The 16249-nt window shown below is 70.1% G+C and carries 19 protein-coding genes; 4 read left to right on the top strand and 15 right to left on the bottom strand.

The window, feature by feature from the left end; all coding sequences use genetic code 11:
* Positions 1 to 17 precede the first annotated feature (17 nt).
* Positions 18 to 599, top strand: coding sequence for a peptide deformylase (gene def / locus ABD333_RS28635; RefSeq protein WP_344545614.1), 582 nt, complete (start codon positions 18 to 20; stop codon positions 597 to 599).
* A gap of 9 nt (positions 600 to 608) precedes the next feature.
* Here the strand turns inward: def and arfB are convergent, their stop codons facing one another.
* Genes arfB through ABD333_RS28605 form a run of 6 tightly spaced genes read right to left on the bottom strand, consistent with a single transcriptional unit; the run spans position 609 to position 4530 of the window.
* A complete protein-coding gene (arfB, locus tag ABD333_RS28630) occupies positions 609 to 1034 on the bottom strand; it encodes an alternative ribosome rescue aminoacyl-tRNA hydrolase ArfB (protein ID WP_344545613.1) in 426 nt (141 codons plus the stop codon).
* A 44-nt stretch (positions 1035 to 1078) separates the two neighbouring features.
* On the bottom strand, positions 1079 to 1966 hold the full coding sequence (locus ABD333_RS28625) for an alpha/beta hydrolase (protein WP_344545612.1): 888 nt from the start codon (positions 1964 to 1966) through the stop codon (positions 1079 to 1081).
* A 24-nt stretch (positions 1967 to 1990) separates the two neighbouring features.
* Positions 1991 to 2482 (bottom strand): nuclear transport factor 2 family protein, encoded by a 492-nt coding sequence (locus ABD333_RS28620; RefSeq protein ID WP_344545611.1) that lies wholly within the window; start codon positions 2480 to 2482, stop codon positions 1991 to 1993.
* A 58-nt stretch (positions 2483 to 2540) separates the two neighbouring features.
* Positions 2541 to 3371, bottom strand: a complete 831-nt coding sequence (locus ABD333_RS28615) for an NAD(P)H-binding protein (protein WP_344545610.1) — start codon at positions 3369 to 3371, stop codon at positions 2541 to 2543.
* Positions 3372 to 3397: 26 nt separating this feature from the next.
* Positions 3398 to 4075 carry an SDR family NAD(P)-dependent oxidoreductase gene (locus ABD333_RS28610; RefSeq protein WP_344545609.1) on the bottom strand — a complete coding sequence of 226 codons (678 nt, stop codon included), beginning with the start codon at positions 4073 to 4075 and terminating at the stop codon, positions 3398 to 3400.
* On the bottom strand, positions 4072 to 4530 hold the full coding sequence (locus ABD333_RS28605) for a nuclear transport factor 2 family protein (RefSeq protein ID WP_344545608.1): 459 nt from the start codon (positions 4528 to 4530) through the stop codon (positions 4072 to 4074). Before ABD333_RS28605 ends, ABD333_RS28610 begins: the two co-directional genes overlap by 4 nt.
* Before the next feature lie 61 nt (positions 4531 to 4591).
* Here ABD333_RS28605 and ABD333_RS28600 point away from each other — a divergent pair, with 61 nt between their 5' ends.
* Both ABD333_RS28600 and ABD333_RS28595 read left to right on the top strand, forming a co-directional pair.
* Positions 4592 to 5554: a LysR family transcriptional regulator gene (locus ABD333_RS28600; protein ID WP_344545607.1), complete on the top strand. Its 963-nt coding sequence runs from the start codon at positions 4592 to 4594 to the stop codon at positions 5552 to 5554.
* A 26-nt stretch (positions 5555 to 5580) separates the two neighbouring features.
* Entirely contained in the window at positions 5581 to 6432 is an 852-nt protein-coding gene (locus ABD333_RS28595; RefSeq protein WP_344545606.1) for an oxygenase MpaB family protein, read from the top strand.
* A 110-nt stretch (positions 6433 to 6542) separates the two neighbouring features.
* On the opposite strand, the gene ABD333_RS28590 is transcribed toward ABD333_RS28595, so the two are convergent.
* The 9 genes from ABD333_RS28590 to ABD333_RS28550 form a co-directional block, all read right to left on the bottom strand.
* A complete protein-coding gene (locus ABD333_RS28590) occupies positions 6543 to 7352 on the bottom strand; it encodes a S1C family serine protease (RefSeq protein WP_344545605.1) in 810 nt (269 codons plus the stop codon).
* Between the two features lie 546 nt (positions 7353 to 7898).
* Positions 7899 to 9344, bottom strand: coding sequence for a sensor histidine kinase (locus ABD333_RS28585; RefSeq protein WP_344545604.1), 1446 nt, complete (start codon positions 9342 to 9344; stop codon positions 7899 to 7901).
* 233 nt (positions 9345 to 9577) lie between these two features.
* Positions 9578 to 10327 (bottom strand): response regulator transcription factor, encoded by a 750-nt coding sequence (locus tag ABD333_RS28580; protein ID WP_344545839.1) that lies wholly within the window; start codon positions 10325 to 10327, stop codon positions 9578 to 9580.
* A gap of 144 nt (positions 10328 to 10471) precedes the next feature.
* Positions 10472 to 11551, bottom strand: coding sequence for a hypothetical protein (locus ABD333_RS28575; RefSeq protein WP_344545603.1), 1080 nt, complete (start codon positions 11549 to 11551; stop codon positions 10472 to 10474).
* Between the two features lie 139 nt (positions 11552 to 11690).
* On the bottom strand, positions 11691 to 12455 hold the full coding sequence (locus tag ABD333_RS28570; protein ID WP_344545602.1) for a crotonase/enoyl-CoA hydratase family protein: 765 nt from the start codon (positions 12453 to 12455) through the stop codon (positions 11691 to 11693).
* Positions 12456 to 12463: 8 nt separating this feature from the next.
* On the bottom strand, positions 12464 to 13237 hold the full coding sequence (locus ABD333_RS28565; RefSeq protein ID WP_344545601.1) for an SDR family NAD(P)-dependent oxidoreductase: 774 nt from the start codon (positions 13235 to 13237) through the stop codon (positions 12464 to 12466).
* 136 nt (positions 13238 to 13373) lie between these two features.
* The gene (locus ABD333_RS47610) at positions 13374 to 13514 is read right to left on the bottom strand and encodes a DUF6191 domain-containing protein (protein ID WP_410557600.1); all 141 of its coding nucleotides are present in this window, start codon (positions 13512 to 13514) and stop codon (positions 13374 to 13376) included.
* Positions 13515 to 13694: 180 nt separating this feature from the next.
* Entirely contained in the window at positions 13695 to 14072 is a 378-nt protein-coding gene (locus tag ABD333_RS28555; RefSeq protein ID WP_344545599.1) for an SCO5389 family protein, read from the bottom strand.
* Between the two features lie 101 nt (positions 14073 to 14173).
* The gene (locus ABD333_RS28550) at positions 14174 to 15517 is read right to left on the bottom strand and encodes a family 1 glycosylhydrolase (protein WP_344545598.1); all 1344 of its coding nucleotides are present in this window, start codon (positions 15515 to 15517) and stop codon (positions 14174 to 14176) included.
* Positions 15518 to 15749: 232 nt separating this feature from the next.
* Here ABD333_RS28550 and ABD333_RS28545 point away from each other — a divergent pair, with 232 nt between their 5' ends.
* Entirely contained in the window at positions 15750 to 16049 is a 300-nt protein-coding gene (locus tag ABD333_RS28545) for a YiaA/YiaB family inner membrane protein (protein ID WP_344545597.1), read from the top strand.
* Positions 16050 to 16249 lie beyond the last annotated feature (200 nt).

The following is a 16249-nucleotide window of genomic DNA, read 5'->3' as shown; positions in this document are numbered from 1 at the left end:
TTGAATAGGATCTTCGCATGGCGAGGGCACCTCAGGGACGGGACGGCAGGCGCGGCGACCGGCAGGCGGGCGGACCGGGCGGGCCTGGCGGACCGGGCACGGTGCGACAGATCCGGCGGCTGGGCGACCCTGTGCTGCGCACCGAATGCGACCCGGTGCGGACGTTCGACACGGCACTCGAACGGCTCGTGGACGACATGTTCGCGACGATGTACGAGGCGGACGGCGCGGGGCTGGCCGCCAACCAGATCGGCGTCTCCCAGCAGATCTTCGTCTACGACTGCGCCGACGACGAGGGCCGCCGTCACATCGGCCACGTGGTCAATCCCGTGCTCGTGGCCGCGGACGGGGAGCTGCTCGTCGAGCAGGAGGGGTGCCTGTCGGTTCCCGGCCTGAACTTCCCCACTCCCCGCCACGCCCGCGCGATCGTCGAGGGTGTGGACGTGGAGGGCAAGCCGGTGCGTATCGAGGGCACGGGTTACTTCGCGCGCTGTCTCCAGCACGAGTGCGGCCACCTGCGCGGCGGCGTCTACATCGACGTGCTGTCGGGTGAGGCGCGCCGTGAGGCCATGCGCGCCATCCGGGCCGCCCAGCCCTGACATCCTTTTCTAGTCCCAGCGGCGGGTGCGGGCGCGCTTCACGTTCGAACGGCGCTTCTTGTTCTCCAGACGGCGTTCGTTGACGCCGCGCGGGACCTTCTTCGGGATGCGCTTCTTGGGCGGCGGGGCGATGGCCTCGGCCAGGACCGCCGCCAGCCTCTCGCGTGCCGCGTCCCGGTTGCGGGCCTGCGAACGGTACTCCTCGGCGCGGATCGTCAGGACACCGCGGACGAGCCGTCCCGACAGCCGCTCCAGCGCCCGCCGTTTGAGCGGATCGGGCAGGGACGGCGACTCGGCGACGTCGAACGACAGCTCCACGGCCGTCGAGGTCTTGTTCACGTTCTGCCCGCCCGGCCCGGACGATCTGGAGAAACGCCAGCCGAGCTCGGTCTCCGGGATGGAGACCGAGCCGCGGACGTGGAGCTCGGCGGGCATGTCCTGATTATCCCCACCGGCCGCGGATCATGTCGCCCGGTTTTTCAGCCCAGCATGCCGGTGAAGTGCGCGGCCGCGGCGTCGGCGGCCGTGGTCACGTTGGGCTCCTGGTCATAGAAGTCGAACTGGCTGCCCGTCGTCCAGACGAAGTCCTTCGGCCCGGCCAGCCCGTCGTGGAAGCGGCGTGCTCCGTCCGGGATGGCCGCGTCCTCGCTGTGCACCAGGAGGACCGGCTGGGTGAGCCGGGGCGCCAGCGAGATCGAGTCGAAGGTGAGCCATCCCGGCCAGGCCATCACGGCGAACCGGTTGGGCCACTGCGGGATGCCGCCGCGGTCGGGGTTGAGGTAGAAGTCGACGTCCATCGGCATGGCGGCCCGGGGGTCGGTGCCGCTGACCACGGGCACGTAGTCGACCTCGCCCGTCTCCTCGTACTTCCTCCGCGCCGCCTCGGCCGCCGCGACGCGTTCGGCCACGCCCTCAGCGCCGCCGTACGCGCCCCGGCAGATCTCCGGGTCGTGCAGCCACGGCGCGACCAGCGCCACCGATCTGACGCGCGGATCGTCGACGGCGTTCGCGCTCATGTACATCGCCGCCGCGCACACCCCCAGCGCACCCAGCCGTTCACCGTCCACCGCCTCGTGCGCCCCCAGGAACGTCACGGCGTTGTGGATGTCGCGGATCTTCTGCTCGGGCACCTCGAAGTCACGCGGCTCACCGCCCGACTCGCCGTAGCCGGTGAAGTCGAACGAGAGCGCCGCGAACCCCCGGTCGGCCAGCCGCTCGGCGTACCGGTCGGCCATCTGCTCCTTCACGCTCGTCCACGTTCCCGCGACGACGATGCCGGGCGCGGGCCCGTCACCGTCCGGGAGGAAAAGGTTGCCGGTCAAGGTGGCGTCGTCGCTCGCGAACGTGACCTTGTGCCTCGTTGTCATCGTGCTCCTCAAGGAAATGAATCGTCAGTTGGCGTAGGTGAGCTCGGCCTTGGTGATGGCCGATCCGGTGACCGTGAAGGCGTAGTGGGCCTCGAACCCGCCCGTGCCGCCGGGGGCGAAGCGCACCAGGAGACGCTGGTGGCCGGGCCGGTCCTCCACGACCCTGACGACGGTCAGCGTCCCGCCGATGACCTCGGCCCGCGCCCAGTCGCGGATGGCGGCCCGGCCGTTGAAGCGGCGGCCGACATCGATGAGCTCGGCGTCGTCGGCGAACGCGCCGGCCAGCGCGTCCAGGTCCTTGTTCTTGACGGCGTTGACGTAGGCGTCGATGGGCGGCAGCAGCTTCGCGGCCGACGTGCTCGGCGCGGTGGGCGTCGCCTGCGCGGCCGATGTCGCCGGTGTAGCCGTTGTGGCGCTTGCGGCGGGCTTGTCGGCGTCGTCGGAGCAGCCCGCCGCCAGTGCGAGAGCGCATGCGGCGGCGGAGGACGCGGCGAGAAGTCGCAATCTCTGAGTCATGGGGTGCCTTGTCGGGAGGGCGGAGGATCAGCGGGCGGAGGATCAGCGGGCAGAGGGGTCAGCGGAAGTCGCCGGCGTGCTCGTTCGCCCACTCGGCGAACGTGCGGGGGTCGCGTCCGGTGACCTCCCGCACGGTCGGGCGGACGGTCGACTCGTCCAGCGATCCGGTCACGTAGAAGTCGAAGAAGGCGTCCACGTACTCGACCGGCATGGCGGCGGTCATCTCGGCGCGGGCCTCCTCGTTGGTCAGTTCCACGGCGCGCAGGTCGCGTCCGAGCGCCCCGGCCAGCACGGCGACCTGCTCGGCGGGCAACATCGCTTCGGGACCGGTCGGCCAGAGGATCTCGCCGTCGTACTCGTCGCCGAGGAGCGCGCGTGCGGCGACGGCACCGAGGTCGAACGGGTCCAGGCTCGCCGTCCGGACGGTCGGGAACGAGACACGGACCTCGTCCCCCGCCTGGAGCTGCGGCAGCCAGCGCAGCGCGTTCGACATGAACGCGCTCGGCCTCAGGAACGTCCACGACAACCCGGACGCCCGCACCGCCGCCTCGGAGGCGGCCATGTAGCGGGTCACCGCGTTGCTCAGGTCACCGAGTCCGGCCGAACCCCCGGACAGCAACACGACCTTCTCGGCGCCCGCCTTCCTCACCTCGCCCAGCAGTCCGGGCATGTCCTCGTATCCCGGAAGCAGGAAGACCGCGCGCACCCCGGTCAGCGCCTGCACCAGGCTGCCCGGCTTGTTGAGGTCACCGCCGACCGCCTCCACGCCCTCGGGCAGGGCGACGGCCTCCGGCCTGCGCACCAGCGCGCGGGTCGGCTCGCCGTCGGCGGCCAGGGCCTTGACGACCTCCGAGCCGACATTGCCGGTGGCTCCGGTTACCAAAATCATTGAACTGGTCCGTTCTTGTCGGTTCTCTACCAGGGGAGGGGACGGCCGTCGCGGAAGAAACCGCCGGTCGGGCCGCCGTCGCGCAGCGTCGCGGCCCAGACGATCCCGGCCGCGCCGTCGGTGACCGGACGGCCGCCGGGGCCGCCCATGTCGGTCGCCACCCAGCCGGGACAGATCGCGTTCACGAGGATGCCGTTGCCGCGCAGCTCGGCCGCCAGCATCCGGGTCAGGGCGTTCAGGCCCACCTTGGAGGCGTTGTAGGCGGGGGTGCCGCCGCCCATGTTGGTGAGCGAGGCGGCCTCGCTGGAGACGTTGACGATCCGCGGGTGCTCGCTGCGGCGCAGCAACGGCAGCAGCGTCTGGGTCAGCCGCCACGGGCCGTAGAGGTTGGTCTCGGCCGCCTCGCGGACGGCGTCCAGGTCGGCGTCGACGGCCCGCTGCCAGGTGTCGTAGGTGATGGCGGCGTTGTTGACCAGGACGTCCAGCCGTCCGTAGCGCCGGTCGATCTCGGCGGCCACCCCGGTCAGGTCGGCGGCGGTGACATCGAGCCGCAGCGGAACGGCCGCCTCCCCCAGCTCGCGCGCCGTCTCGTCCGCCGCCGCGGCCGAACGGGCGGTCACGATAACCGTATGACCGTCGGCGGCGAGCCGGCGGCTCACCTCCCGGCCGATGCCCCGGTTGGCCCCGGTGACGAGCGCTATCACCGTGGGCCCTCCGCCGCGAGTGAGAGCAGGTCCTTGTTGCCGTCCGCCCACGTCGCGGTCATGACGACGCCGCTGATCTTCCAACCGGAGCCGCCGCGGACGAGGTCGAAGCGGTAGGTGCCGCCCAGCGTCCACAGCGGCGCGCCGTGCGGGTTGGCCAGCCGGTGCGTCGCCTGGAACGAGGCGGTGCACACGGCGGTGTCGCCGTCGATGTCGACCAGGTGGTTGGTGACCAGGTGCTGGGTGGCGTCGAACGAGCCGAGCGTCGCCGACCAGGCCGCCACGATCTGCTCGGGGGTGAGCTCGGCGGGCTCGCCCCCGTTCAGGCTCGTGTAGTCCAGGGTGACCGAGTCGGCGAAGACGCCCGCCAGCAGGTCCCATTCACGCTGGTCGGCGTGCCACGCCATCCGGGTGCAGGTCTCGATGACAGCAAAACGATCTTCAAGGGTGCTCATGCCGACATCGTGGGAGTGTCGCGCTTGGCAGGTCCAATACATGCTGTGATAGCTATCGGCTATGGATGCCCATCTGCGTGATATGCGCTATTTCGTGGCCGTCGCCGAGGAGCTCAACTTCACCCGCGCGGCCGAGCGGCTGTTCGTCTCGCAGCCGGCGCTCAGCAAGCAGATCAGGCAGCTCGAAGACCTGCTCCGGGTGAAGTTGTTCGACCGGGACAAGCGGGCGGTGACACTGACCGCGCCGGGCCGGGTGCTGCTGCCCGCGGCCCGCGAGATCCTGCTGAAGTGGGACGAGGCGCAGCGCGCGGTGAGCGACGCCGCGGCGACCGAGGCCGCCCGTCTCACGGTCGGCATGTCGACCGGTGTCGGCCGCGGCCTGTTGTCGACGATGCGGGCTCGGTTCACCGAACGGCGGCCCACCTGGCAGCTCCAGATGCGGCAGGTGAACTGGGACGACGCGTCCGCGGGGCTCGCGGAGGGAGACGTGGACGTCGCGTTCATCTGGCTCCCGATCCCCAACCAGGAGACGTTCAAGGTGTGCGTGGTCGCGTGCGAGCCGCGCTGGGTCGCGTTCCCGGAGGACCACTGGCTCGCCGGCCGCGAGGAGGTCGATTTCACCGAGCTTCTGGACGAGCCGTTCCTGGCGCTGCCCGAGAGTGCCGGACCGCTGCGCGACTACTGGCTCGCCCTTGACGAACGCGGCGGCAAGGAGGCGCGGATCGGCGCCGTCGTCACCAACGCGGAGGAGACGTTCGCCGCCATCGAAGGGGGCACGGGCATCGTCCTGCTCGCCTCGGGCAACGCGGCCCTCTACCGGCGCCCGGGCGTCCGGGCCATCCCGGTCTCGGGCCTGTCGCCGAGCGAACTGGCCCTCGCGTGGCGTCCCGACGACCATCGCAGCGTGATCCGTGACCTGGTGGAGGCGCTGCTGCACGAGCCCCGCCCCGAGCCGGCCGGGGGCGAGCCGGCGAGGCGCGAGCCGACCGGGGGCGTGCCGGCGGGGGGCCAGCTGGCGCGGTAGCAAGTACTTACTTACAATGGTCCGCCATGACCGACGGACTGTTCCGGGACGACGATCTCATCCGGGTCGTGACGCGCGAGGGCGTGCTCATCGCGGCGGGCGGGGTCGCCTCGCTCCTCCAGACCGCGCACCCCAAGGTCGCGCAGGGCGTGTACGACCACAGCTACACCGCCGACAACCCGCTGCGGCGCCTCCAGAACACCATGGGCTGGCTCTACGTCGTGCAGTTCGGCACGCGCGACGAGGCCGAGCGGTTCAGCGCGCTGGTGCGCAAGGGACACGAGGAGGTCACCGGTCCGGACTACGAGGCCAACGACCCCGAACTGCAGGTCTGGGTCGCAGCGACGCTGTTCGCGGTGGGCGCGCAGTTCTACCAGGCGATCTTCCGGCGGCGGTTCGGCGACCGGGAACTGGCCGAACTCTACGAGCAGACCAAGGTGTACGCGACGATCCTGGGCTGCCCCGAGGAACGGATGCCCGCCACGTACGCCGACTTCCGCGTCTACTACGCGGACATGGTCCAGAACCTGCGGATCACCGACGCCTCGCGGCGGATCGCCGAACAGGTGCTCAACCCGCGGCTGCCGGCCGGACCGCTCGGCGCGCCCGGCCTGGCGATGATCCGGCTGATCACGGCGGGCATGATGCCCGCGCCGATCCGCGAGCAGTACGGGTGGACGTGGAACGCGCGCCGCGAGCTGCGCTTCCGGCTGCTCATGGGCGCGCTCGCCACCGTCTATCCGCGGCTGCCGTCGCGCGTCCGCACCCTGCCCCGCGAGTACTACCTCATGACCACCCGCCGGACGCTGGCCAAGCTCGCCAAGCAGCGGAACCCCGTCCTGACCGTCAAGTCCGGAAACACGGAAACGGCTGCGTGACCGAACCCCCCTCGGCGTGGTCACGCAGCCGCGTCCGTCCATCAGAGGCCGCCGCCGGCCGCCCGCTCCCCCCAGAGCCGTGTCCGCGCGGCGGCCTCCGATGAGCCCTGTCAGAGCGACGAACTCTTGATGATCTTGTCGGCGACCTTCTTCGCGTCGGCGACCGGGATCGCGAAGCCGACGCCGATGTTGCCCGAACCGTTGCCGGACGTCGCGATCGCGGTGTTGACGCCGACCAGCTGCCCGTCGCCGTTGACCAGCGCGCCGCCCGAGTTGCCCGGGTTGATCGCCGCGTCGGTCTGGATCGCGTTCTTGATCACCGCGCTCTCCTGCCGGCTCAGCTGACCGCGCAGGCCCGGCGGCAGCCGCTCCTCGTCCGAGCTTTCCTTGATCTCCCGGCCCAGCGCGCTGACGATGCCGGACGTCACCGACCCGTCGAGGCCGAGCGGGCTGCCGATCGCCAGCACCGGATCGCCGACCGCGAGCGCGCCGCTGTCGCCGAGCGTGGCGGGCTTCAGCCCGGACACGCCCTGAGCCTTGACCACCGCGATGTCGCTGGACGCGTCGCGGCCGAGCACCCGCGCCGGCGCGGTCCTCCCGTCGCTGAACTTCACCGTCACCTGCTCGGCGCCCTGCACCACGTGCGCGTTCGTCATGATGACGCCGTCCGAACGCAGCACGACCCCCGACCCGGTGCCGCTGCCCATGCCCGACTGCGCGGTGATGGACACGACGCTCGGCTGCACCGCGGCCGCCACCTGGGCCGTCGAACCGAGCTTTGTGGACGCCCCCGACACCGCCGTAGGGCTGCTGTAGACGGTCTCCTTACCCGTGACCGCCATCGCCCCGACCGCGCCCATTCCACCGGCACCGAACGCCAGCGCGACCACCGCCCCGGCCACCATCATCTTGCGGCGCAACGTCCACCAACTCGCCGCTCCAAACCGCTGCCCCGGAGAAAGGTAAGGAACCTCCCCCGGACCCACTTCCTGCCCGGGCGCCCCAATCTGCCCGTAGGCCGCGTGCGACTCCGGCCCCGCCGCCGTGTAAGCCGCGGCCGGCCCAAACTGACCCGCGCGCATGCCTGGCTGGTCGTATGTCGCTGGTTGGACGAATGCTGCGCTTTGGGTTTCAGGGGCGTGGCCGGAGCCGGTGTCTTGTGGCTCGTGCCGCCCGTCGTGCTCGCCCTTCGGCGTTTCGGTGCTCATCGGACCCCCTGTCGTTCCGTCACAACGACAATGGCCAACGGGCCTGCAGCCACCCTGGACCGAACCTGAAAGTCCGCTGAACGCCGTGCGGGCAAGCGAAAGGCCGTGACCGATCTTCCGGTCACGGCCTTTCGGACGTTGGCCAGGGCGCGCGCCCCGGTCCCCGTCGCGGTCTTCCGGGGGCGCCCTGTGCCTCACAGATAACCGCACCTACCTGAACGCACCCTTAAGGAAACCCCAAGGTTGTCCAAGGAAGTCTCAGTCAGGGGCCAAGGGCAGCAGGACCCGGAAGACGGCGCCCTCACCGGGAGCCGACTCGACGTCCACCTTCCCGTCGTGCGCGGCCACGAGCGCGGCGACGATGGCCAGGCCGAGCCCGGTGCCGCCGTCCTTGCCGGTACGGCCGATCGCGGCGCGGGCCGGGTCGGCGCGGTAGAAGCGCTCGAAGACCCGTTCGGCGTGCTCCGGCGACAGGCCGGGCCCCTCGTCGGCGACCTCGCACACCACCGCGGGCCGCCCGTGCAGGCTGCCCGAAAGCAGCCGCACCTCGACCGGGACGTCGTCCGGGGTGTGGGTGAGCGCGTTGGCCAGCAGGTTGCCGAGCACCTGGCGCAGCCGCGGCTCGTCCCCGAGCACCTGGTAGGCGATGCCGTCCCGGACGGACAGCTCGATCGGGCGGTCCGGGGCGACCACCTTGGCCTCCTGGACCGCGTCCGCCGCGACGGCGAGCATGTCCACCGGGCGCCGCTCGATCGGACGCTGCTGGTCCAGCCTGGCGAGCAGCAGCAGATCCTCCACCAGCAGGCCCATCCGGGCTGCGGCGTCCTCGATGCGGCCGATCAGCCGGTCGAGTTCCTCGGGCGAACGTGCCGCACCCTGCCGGTAGAACTCGGCGAACCCGCGGATCGCGGTCAGCGGCGTTCGCAGCTCGTGGCTCGCGTCCGCGACGAACCGGCGCATCCGTTCCTCGGAACGCCGCGCGCTCTCCTCCGACCAGCGCGCCGCCGCCTCGGACTCCGCGCGTGCCCCGAACGCGGCCTCGATCTGGGCGAGCATGCTGTTGAGCGAACGGCCGAGCCGGCCCACCTCGGTGACGGGATCCGCCTCGGGCACCCGCCGGGACAGGTCTCCGGCGGCGATGGCCCCGGCCGTCTCCTCGATCGTCTTCAGGGGGCGCAGGCTGACGCGTACGACCCAGACGCCCAGCACGGTCAGCCCGGCCACCACGGCCAAGCCCACGATCACGTCGATGGTGATCAGCCTGCCGACCGTCCGCTCCATCTCGTCCAGGCTGAGCCCGAGGACGAGGCTGGCGCCGCCCGGCAACGGCAGGACCAGAACGCGCCACTGGGCACGTGACTTCGAGGTGCCGCCTACGGTGAACGGGGCGTCGGTACGAGCCGTCACATCGGCGGGCAGCTTCGGTACGCCGGGCCGGTCGAACGCGGGATACGGCTTGAGGGCCTGCCCGCTCGGGGTGTAGACCTGCGCGTACATCTCGCTCGGTACCCGGAAGGCGAACCCTGGCGTCGGAGCGCTCAGCTGCTCGACGGCGTTCTCCGACACGCGGCTCGCCGTCGTCCGCAACTGCTCGTCCGCCCGGTCGAGCAGGTAGCCGCGCAGCACCCAGACGCCCGCCACGCCCATCACCGTCAGCCCGACGATGACCAGCACGAGTGTCCCGGCGATGAGCTTGACGCTCATCGGCGTGCGGCTTGGAATCGACCGCAGTCCGGCCATTGGTCCAGGCCGCGGCGAGGGCGCGTCGTTCTCCTGTGTTGGCGGCTGCGGTGCTTCAGGCGTGCCCGGCTCCGGCCTTGGCGCGTCCGCCCATCTGGGCTCCGGGCTCGGCGCGTTCGTTTTCCTGGGTTCCTGGCTCGGCTCGCTCGGTTTCCTGGGCTCCGGATCTGGCGCGTTCGTTTCCCCCGTGCGCGCCATCAGGTTGGATTCGGCGGCAGGCGGAGGACGTAGCCGACCCCACGCAAGGTGTGGATGAGCCGAGGCTCCACGTTGTCGACCTTACGGCGCAGCGCCGACACGTAGGACTCGACGATCCCGGCGTCGCCGCGGAAGTCGTAGTTCCAGACGTGGTCGAGAATCTGGGCCTTGGACAACACCCGGCCCGCGTTCCCCATGAAGTAGCGCAGCAGCTTGAACTCGGTGGGCGAGAGCTGGATCGGCCGTCCGTTCCGCCAGACCTCGTGGCTGTCCTCGTCGAGCTCGATGTCGGCGAAGACCATGCGTGGCGACGGCTCGGCCGCGCCGCCCCCGACGCGGCGCAGCACGGCGCGGATGCGGGCGACGACCTCTTCCAGGCTGAACGGCTTGGTGACGTAGTCGTCGCCGCCGATCGTGAGGCCCTTGATCCGGTCCTGGACGGCGTCGCGGGCGGTGAGGAAGAGCACCGGCGTGTGCGTGCCGCCCGAACGGAGCCGCCGGACGACGTCGAAGCCGTCGATGTCGGGCAGCATCACGTCCAGCACGATCAGGTCGGGACGGTGGCGCTGGGCGGCCCGGACCGCGTCCGCGCCGTTGGTGGCCGTGACCACCGCGAAGCCGGTGAAACGCAGGCTCCCGGCCAGAAGCTCCAGGATGTTGGGCTCGTCCTCGACGACGAGCAGCAGCGCCTCCGGCGCCTTGCCGCCCCTCTCGCCGTTCAGCCCCGCGTTCAGCGACCGCTCAGCCAATGCCACGTTCCCCCTCCGCCATCATCTCAGAGGCTTTCAAAGGAACCTGAAAGAAGCCTGAACGTTCGCCGGGAGTTTCCTGGGACGATCCCGCCGTCCGTCGGATGCCGGAAGGCGTCTCTGGTCAGCCGAAGTGCTCGATGGTCAGCCGAAGTACTCGATGAACGGGCTGTTCTTGCCCTGCGCGGACGAGACACCGACGCCGACGATCCCGCGGGTGCCGGGCCGGTGGTCGAGATCGCCGCCCTGGACCTTGCCGTTCTTGCGGACCGGGCCGTACAGGGTGCGCCACGCCGAGCCGTTGTAGTGCAGGTACCGGCTCCTGTCGCCGTTGGTCACCGGGATGAGGACCACTCCGGACCGGCCGTCCGACGACATGGCGAGCCCGGCGGCGTTCCAGGGGGTGTTGACGGTCTTCCAGGTCTTGCCGTTCCAGCGCAGCAGCGCGTTGGGCATCTGCGCGTTCTGGCTGACCCGGTCGAGATAGACGTTGGTGGGAGACAGCACGACCATCCGGTGGATGACGCCGCGGTAGGCGGGGGTGCCCATCGGGCCGGGGACGTTGGTCCGCTTCCAGGACCTGCCGTTCCACCGCTGGACGAAGGCGGTCACCTTGATGCCGTCGGTGGTGGTCCCCGCGAGCCAGACGTCGTTCCTGCCGCGCACCTCCACCGCCGTGACGCTGCTGCTCGGCGGGAGCGGCACGTTCGCCTTGATCCATGCCTTGCCGTTCCAGCGCAGCACCGAGCTCAGGCCACCGGCCGAGGAGTCGATCCCGGCGAGGGAGTACGCCGTGCCGTCGCGGGAGGCGGAGACCTGGAACGGCATCCCGACCAGCGGGTAGGAGACCTTGCTCCACCTGGTGCCGTTCCAGTAGAGCCCGACCGTGCGATCGCGCAGGCTGAAGCCGACGATCCAGGCACGCTTGGCGCCGGCGGCCGCCACGTCGGTGGGCACGAAGCCGACCGGGCTGGCCTGCCTGACCCAGGCCCTGCCGTTCCATCGAACGATCATGGTCGTGGGGTTGAACATCGAGCCCTGCGCGCCGACCGCCCAGCCGGCGCCCTTGTCCGCGAAGTCGACCCGGTCGAGGCTGCCGTTGTAGGCCAGCGCCTTGGTGCCGACGTTCCGCCAGGCGGCGGCCTCCGCCGGCGTCGCGACCGCGATCGTCCCCGTACCGCAGACGACCGCCGTGGCCGTGGCGAGCATCGCTTTCCTACGCATGTGTCCACTCCAAGATCGGGTCGAGGCGGTACAAAAGAGTACGGGAACGCTTACCTACGGGTAAGTCCCCTTGCACGACGAAGACGCCCGGGCCTCGCGGCTCCGGGCGTCGCTCGTCGTTCAGGTGCTGCCTGGCGGGCTACTCGCCCTTCCAGACAGGCTTGCGCTTCTCGGCGAAGGCGGCCGGGCCCTCCTGGGCGTCCTTGGAGACGAACACCGGGATGGTGATCTCGCCCTGCTTCTTGAAGGCCTCGTCGGCCGACCAGTCGGCCGACTCGACGATGACCTTCTTGGTGGCGGCGAGCGCCAGCGGGGCGTTCTCGGCGACCTTCAGCGCCAGTTCCTTGGCCGCGGCCAGCGCCTGCCCCGGCTCGGCGAGCCGGTTGACGAAGCCGAGCTCGGCCATCCGCTCCGCCGGGTACTTGTCGCCGGTGAGAGCGACCTCCATGGCGATGTGGTACGGGATGCGCTGCGGCAGCCGCAGCAGGCCGCCGCCCGCCGCGACCAGGCCGCGCTTGGGCTCGGGCAGCCCGAACTGGGCCTCCCTGGACGCCACGATCATGTCGCAGGACAGCGCGATCTCGCAGCCGCCGGCCAGCGCGTAGCCCTCGACGGCGGCGATGAGCGGCTTGGCCGGCGGGTTCTCGACGATGCCCGCGAACCCGCGGCCCTCCACGATCGGGTTGTCACCCGTCAGGAAGCCCTTGAGGTCCATGCCCGCGCAGAACGTGCCGCCCGCGCCCGTGAGGACGCCGATCGACAGGTCCTTGCGGCTGTCGAGCTCGTCGAGCGCGGCCGCGATGCCCTGGGCCACGGCGCCGTTGACGGCGTTCCTGGCCTCGGGACGGTTGATCGTGATGATGAGGACGGCGCCGTCTTCCTCGGTGAGAACAGCTTCTGACATTCAGTGCCTCACTTCGGCTGGAAACGGATGCCGCCGTCGAAACGGATGGTCTCGCCGTTCATGTAGTCGTTCTCGATGAGGGACTTCACCAGGTGGGCGAACTCCGAGGCCTTGCCCATGCGCTTGGGGAAGGGCACCGGCGCGGCGAGCTTGGCCTTGAACGCGTCCGCGGCCTCGCCCTCGCCGTAGATCGGGGTGTCGATGATGCCCGGGCAGACGGTGTTGACCCGGACGCCGATCGCGGCGAGGTCGCGCGCGGCCGGCAGGGTCATGCCGACGATGCCGCCCTTGGAGGCGGAGTAGGCGACCTGGCCGGTCTGGCCCTCCAGGGCCGCGATCGACGCGGTGTTGATGACCACGCCGCGCAGGCCGTCGGCGTCGGCGGGCTCGGTCTTGGAGATCGCCGCGGCGCCGATGCGCATCAGGTTGAAGGTGCCGATCAGGTTGACCTGGATGACCTTCTCGAAGGTCGCCAGGTCGTGCGGGCTGCCGTCGCGGCCGACCGTCCGGGAGGCCCAGCCGATGCCGGCGCTGTTGACGATCACCCGCAGCGGGGCGCCGGTGTCGACGGCGGCCTGGACGGCGGCCTGCACCGAGGCCTCGTCCGACACGTCCGTCTTGACGAACACGCCGCCGATCTCGTCGGCGAGGGCCTTGCCCTTCTCCTCGTTGAGGTCGGCGACGACTACCTTGGCGCCGTTGGCGGCGAGCTCGCGGACGGTGGCCTCACCGAGACCGCTCGCACCACCGGAAACAACGGCGGAAACTCCGTTCAGGTCCATAAGCAGCACCTTACGTGAGGGACCGAATGTGGTTCGGGTGATGTTACCCACAAGTCACAATACGGGGAATGCCCGACCCCTGCCTTGACCGGTACCCCACATTCACAGGTGCCTTTATAGGACCGGCGGATAGATCTCAGGTGCGCCTCCGAATCACCGCGCTGCCCCGTTCGAGGTCCACTTCACTGCGCGGCGGCGCCCCGTCGTTCTCCCCGTCCCTGCTCGTCCCGCCGCCACGGCACCCGCCACCGCCGGTGAGCCCACAACCCCATCCGATCGACCGCGGCGACCGCCACCAAGCCGATCACCACCCCGGGAATGGTGAGCAGGAACACCAAACCCAAAACCATCTCCGCCACACCCCGGCCAACGTCCACCGCCACCCTCCGGTTTCCGGTTTCCGCACGCTGGCGGGGCCTGCGCGGTTTATGGGCGGCGCAGGCCCCGCCGGGCCGGATCAGCAGTCGACGAGGTCCGGTGACTGGTTCAGGAGTTGCGCGCGGGGTGAGGTGAACGCGGCGTAGCGGTCGGCGGCGGCGGGCGCGAACGCGGCCACCCTGTGACAGTTCTGGAAGGCCAGGCGGACGCCGAAGTGGCGTTCCAAGGCTCCGCGCATCGCGTCGCTGGCCAGGGCGCGCAGCAACTGGCCGCGCGCCTCCTCGTCCGGCGGCGGCGTCTGGTTGTCGGCGAAGCCGTCCCGCATCCGGGCGACGACGTCGCTGATCACCTCCCAGGCGTACGGCAAGGACGTCCGTACGCACGCGAGGAACGCCGCCTCGTCGACCTCTCCCCTACGAGCCTGTTCGAGCAGCCGGTCATCGACGGTCAGGGACATGACCGTTCTCCCTTCTCTGGTGCCAAGCCCTCAGACTTACATGGAAACGATTATCATTCCAGAGCTCGGAGTCGGGAGATTCCGCCATGAACGGAACGGCTCTAGGGCGGGTCGCGGTACGGGGCGGGCGGCGTCGGGATCTTGCCGAAGCAGGTGGCGATGGGATCCTCGATCGAGCACCAGCCCGGCTTGCGCTTGGGCACGTATCCGGACGGCACGCCCAGGCCGGCGATGATCGAACGGTACGCGGGAACGGCGTCCGTGGCCCGGCGGGCAAGCGTCGGATCGGTCAGGGCGTCCACGGTGTAGAGGCCGAACCGCGGACGGTAACTGCCCCATTCGTAGTTGTCGGTGAGGCTCCAGTAGTTGTAGCCCATTACCTTGACGCCGTCGGCCAGCGCACGCTGCACCCAGTAGAGGTGGTCACGCAGATGGTCGGTACGCGTATAGCCGTCACTACGTGGACGGCCGTTGTCGGTGGGCATGCCGTTCTCGACGACGTAGACGGGGAGCTTCGGTAGGCGCCGCTGGTAGTCCTTGAGGACGTAGTAGAGGCCCTCCGGCTCGGGATCGATCCGCCAGAACTCCCCGGTCAGCGCGTGGACGGCCGTGGTGTTCCGCAGGTTCGCGCCGTAGTAGTAGTCGACGCCGATGAAGTCGAGCTTGTCAGTGACCTGGTTGAAGAGCGCCGCGTCGAAGAGCGGGTTGAGGATGGTCCCGTAGGCGACGTTGGTCGACACGGGCGCGCCGGGATCGACCTTGTGGATCATGTCGTACGCGGCGCGGTGGGTCCTGGTGAGAGCGTCCCGCATCGTCGACAGCTGGGCGAGGTTCATCGGGCGGGACAGCAGCTCGTGGTAGAGGTACTGGCTGGCCTCGTTGAAAGTGATCCAGATGACGCCCATGCCCCGGTAGCGCTGGGCGACGAACGCCGCGTTCCGCAGCCAGTCCCGGCTCGTCCGGGGGTTGTCCCAGGCGCCCTGGTCGGCCACCCAGCCGGGATACACCCAGTGGTCGAGCGTGATCATCGGGCGCATCCCGGCGGCACGTATCCGGCGGATCAGATCGTCGTAGTACGCCAGCTCGCGGGCGTCCCGAACACCCCGACGCGGTTCGACGCGCGCCCAGTCGACCGAGGTCCGGAAGACCTTCACGCCCAGTCGCCGAGCACGCTCGATGTCCTCGGCATAGCGGCGGCGGAAGTCGGCCGCCCTGACATACGGATCCTTGACGCCGTACGCCTTCCTCTCCACGTACCGCGTCCAGTTGCTGTCGGGGAACGAGCCCTCCGACTGGAACCCGGACGTCGACACCCCGAAGAGGAAGCTCTTGGGGAACCTCACGACCGGCCGCACCCCGTCCGCCTGGGCGACATCGACCAGGACGACTCCGGCGCAAAGGACCATGGCGGAGAGTACGTGTGCGATGCGCGACCGGCCCAGCACTGGATCTCTCCCTCCAGAAGAGGAGATGGATCTGCTTCGGATGACAGGTCGGCACGGAGCCCATGTCAATGCCAGCAAAGTGACCAGATCCGGCAAACCAACGCGAACGGCGCGGGCTGGGCGCGGCGCGGGTGGGTGGGGGTGCGGTACTTAAGGGGATGTGGGTGGGGTGAGTAGGGATTCCCGTGTTCGTACTCAGGCGCGGCGGAGCGGGGTGGCGCACAGTTGCCTCATGAACGCTCTACTGCAGCTCAAGGGGACGACCGCGTTCTTCATCCAGGCGATCATCTCGTTCGCCGTCGCGGTCACCGCGATGGCGCTCGGCGTCGTCTACCTGCCCGCCCCGGTCTGGATCCGCGCGTTCCTGGCACTGGGCGGGCTCTACCTGATCACTTCGACCTTCACTCTGGCCAAGGTCATCCGGGATCGGCAGGAGGCGGGCTCGGCCATGGCCGGGCGGCCGGACGGCCCGCCTCAGATGCTGCCGCCGAACGCGCCGTACGTCGATCCTTCGTCGGCGGCCTGGAGCTGACCGGATCCGGTCTTGGTGAGGCCGCCCGCCTCGAACCACACAATGGTGTTCTGGCCATATGGGGCCACTGGACATGCCGTCAGGAGACGGAAAGGCACCGGCGCCCGCCGCTCGGCGGGCGCCTTTCTCATGCGGCAACCCCTGAATTCGCCGCGGTACGCACCGTGAATACGGACATACGCCCCTTATTGCAGAGGAGG

The sequence above is a fragment of the Actinomadura fulvescens genome (assembly GCF_039533225.1).
Classification (GTDB): Bacteria; Actinomycetota; Actinomycetes; order Streptosporangiales; family Streptosporangiaceae; genus Spirillospora; species Spirillospora fulvescens.
Note: the sequence above shows the minus strand (reverse complement) of the source record. Positions and strands in the feature narration are given on the sequence as shown.

Bases quoted from the DNA above. Each gene is read 5' to 3' on its own strand.
- def (WP_344545614.1), top strand. From the start codon at position 18: ATGGCGAGGGCACCTCAGGGACGGGACGGCAGGCGCGGCGACCGGCAG.
- arfB (WP_344545613.1), bottom strand. From the start codon at position 1,034: ATGCCCGCCGAGCTCCACGTCCGCGGCTCGGTCTCCATCCCGGAGACC.
- ABD333_RS28625 (WP_344545612.1), bottom strand. From the start codon at position 1,966: ATGACAACGAGGCACAAGGTCACGTTCGCGAGCGACGACGCCACCTTG.
- ABD333_RS28620 (WP_344545611.1), bottom strand. From the start codon at position 2,482: ATGACTCAGAGATTGCGACTTCTCGCCGCGTCCTCCGCCGCCGCATGC.
- ABD333_RS28615 (WP_344545610.1), bottom strand. From the start codon at position 3,371: ATGATTTTGGTAACCGGAGCCACCGGCAATGTCGGCTCGGAGGTCGTC.
- ABD333_RS28605 (WP_344545608.1), bottom strand. From the start codon at position 4,530: ATGAGCACCCTTGAAGATCGTTTTGCTGTCATCGAGACCTGCACCCGG.
- ABD333_RS28600 (WP_344545607.1), top strand. From the start codon at position 4,592: ATGGATGCCCATCTGCGTGATATGCGCTATTTCGTGGCCGTCGCCGAG.
- ABD333_RS28595 (WP_344545606.1), top strand. From the start codon at position 5,581: ATGACCGACGGACTGTTCCGGGACGACGATCTCATCCGGGTCGTGACG.
- ABD333_RS28585 (WP_344545604.1), bottom strand. From the start codon at position 9,344: ATGAGCGTCAAGCTCATCGCCGGGACACTCGTGCTGGTCATCGTCGGG.
- ABD333_RS28575 (WP_344545603.1), bottom strand. From the start codon at position 11,551: ATGCGTAGGAAAGCGATGCTCGCCACGGCCACGGCGGTCGTCTGCGGT.
- ABD333_RS28570 (WP_344545602.1), bottom strand. From the start codon at position 12,455: ATGTCAGAAGCTGTTCTCACCGAGGAAGACGGCGCCGTCCTCATCATC.
- ABD333_RS28565 (WP_344545601.1), bottom strand. From the start codon at position 13,237: ATGGACCTGAACGGAGTTTCCGCCGTTGTTTCCGGTGGTGCGAGCGGT.
- ABD333_RS28555 (WP_344545599.1), bottom strand. From the start codon at position 14,072: ATGTCCCTGACCGTCGATGACCGGCTGCTCGAACAGGCTCGTAGGGGA.
- ABD333_RS28545 (WP_344545597.1), top strand. From the start codon at position 15,750: ATGAACGCTCTACTGCAGCTCAAGGGGACGACCGCGTTCTTCATCCAG.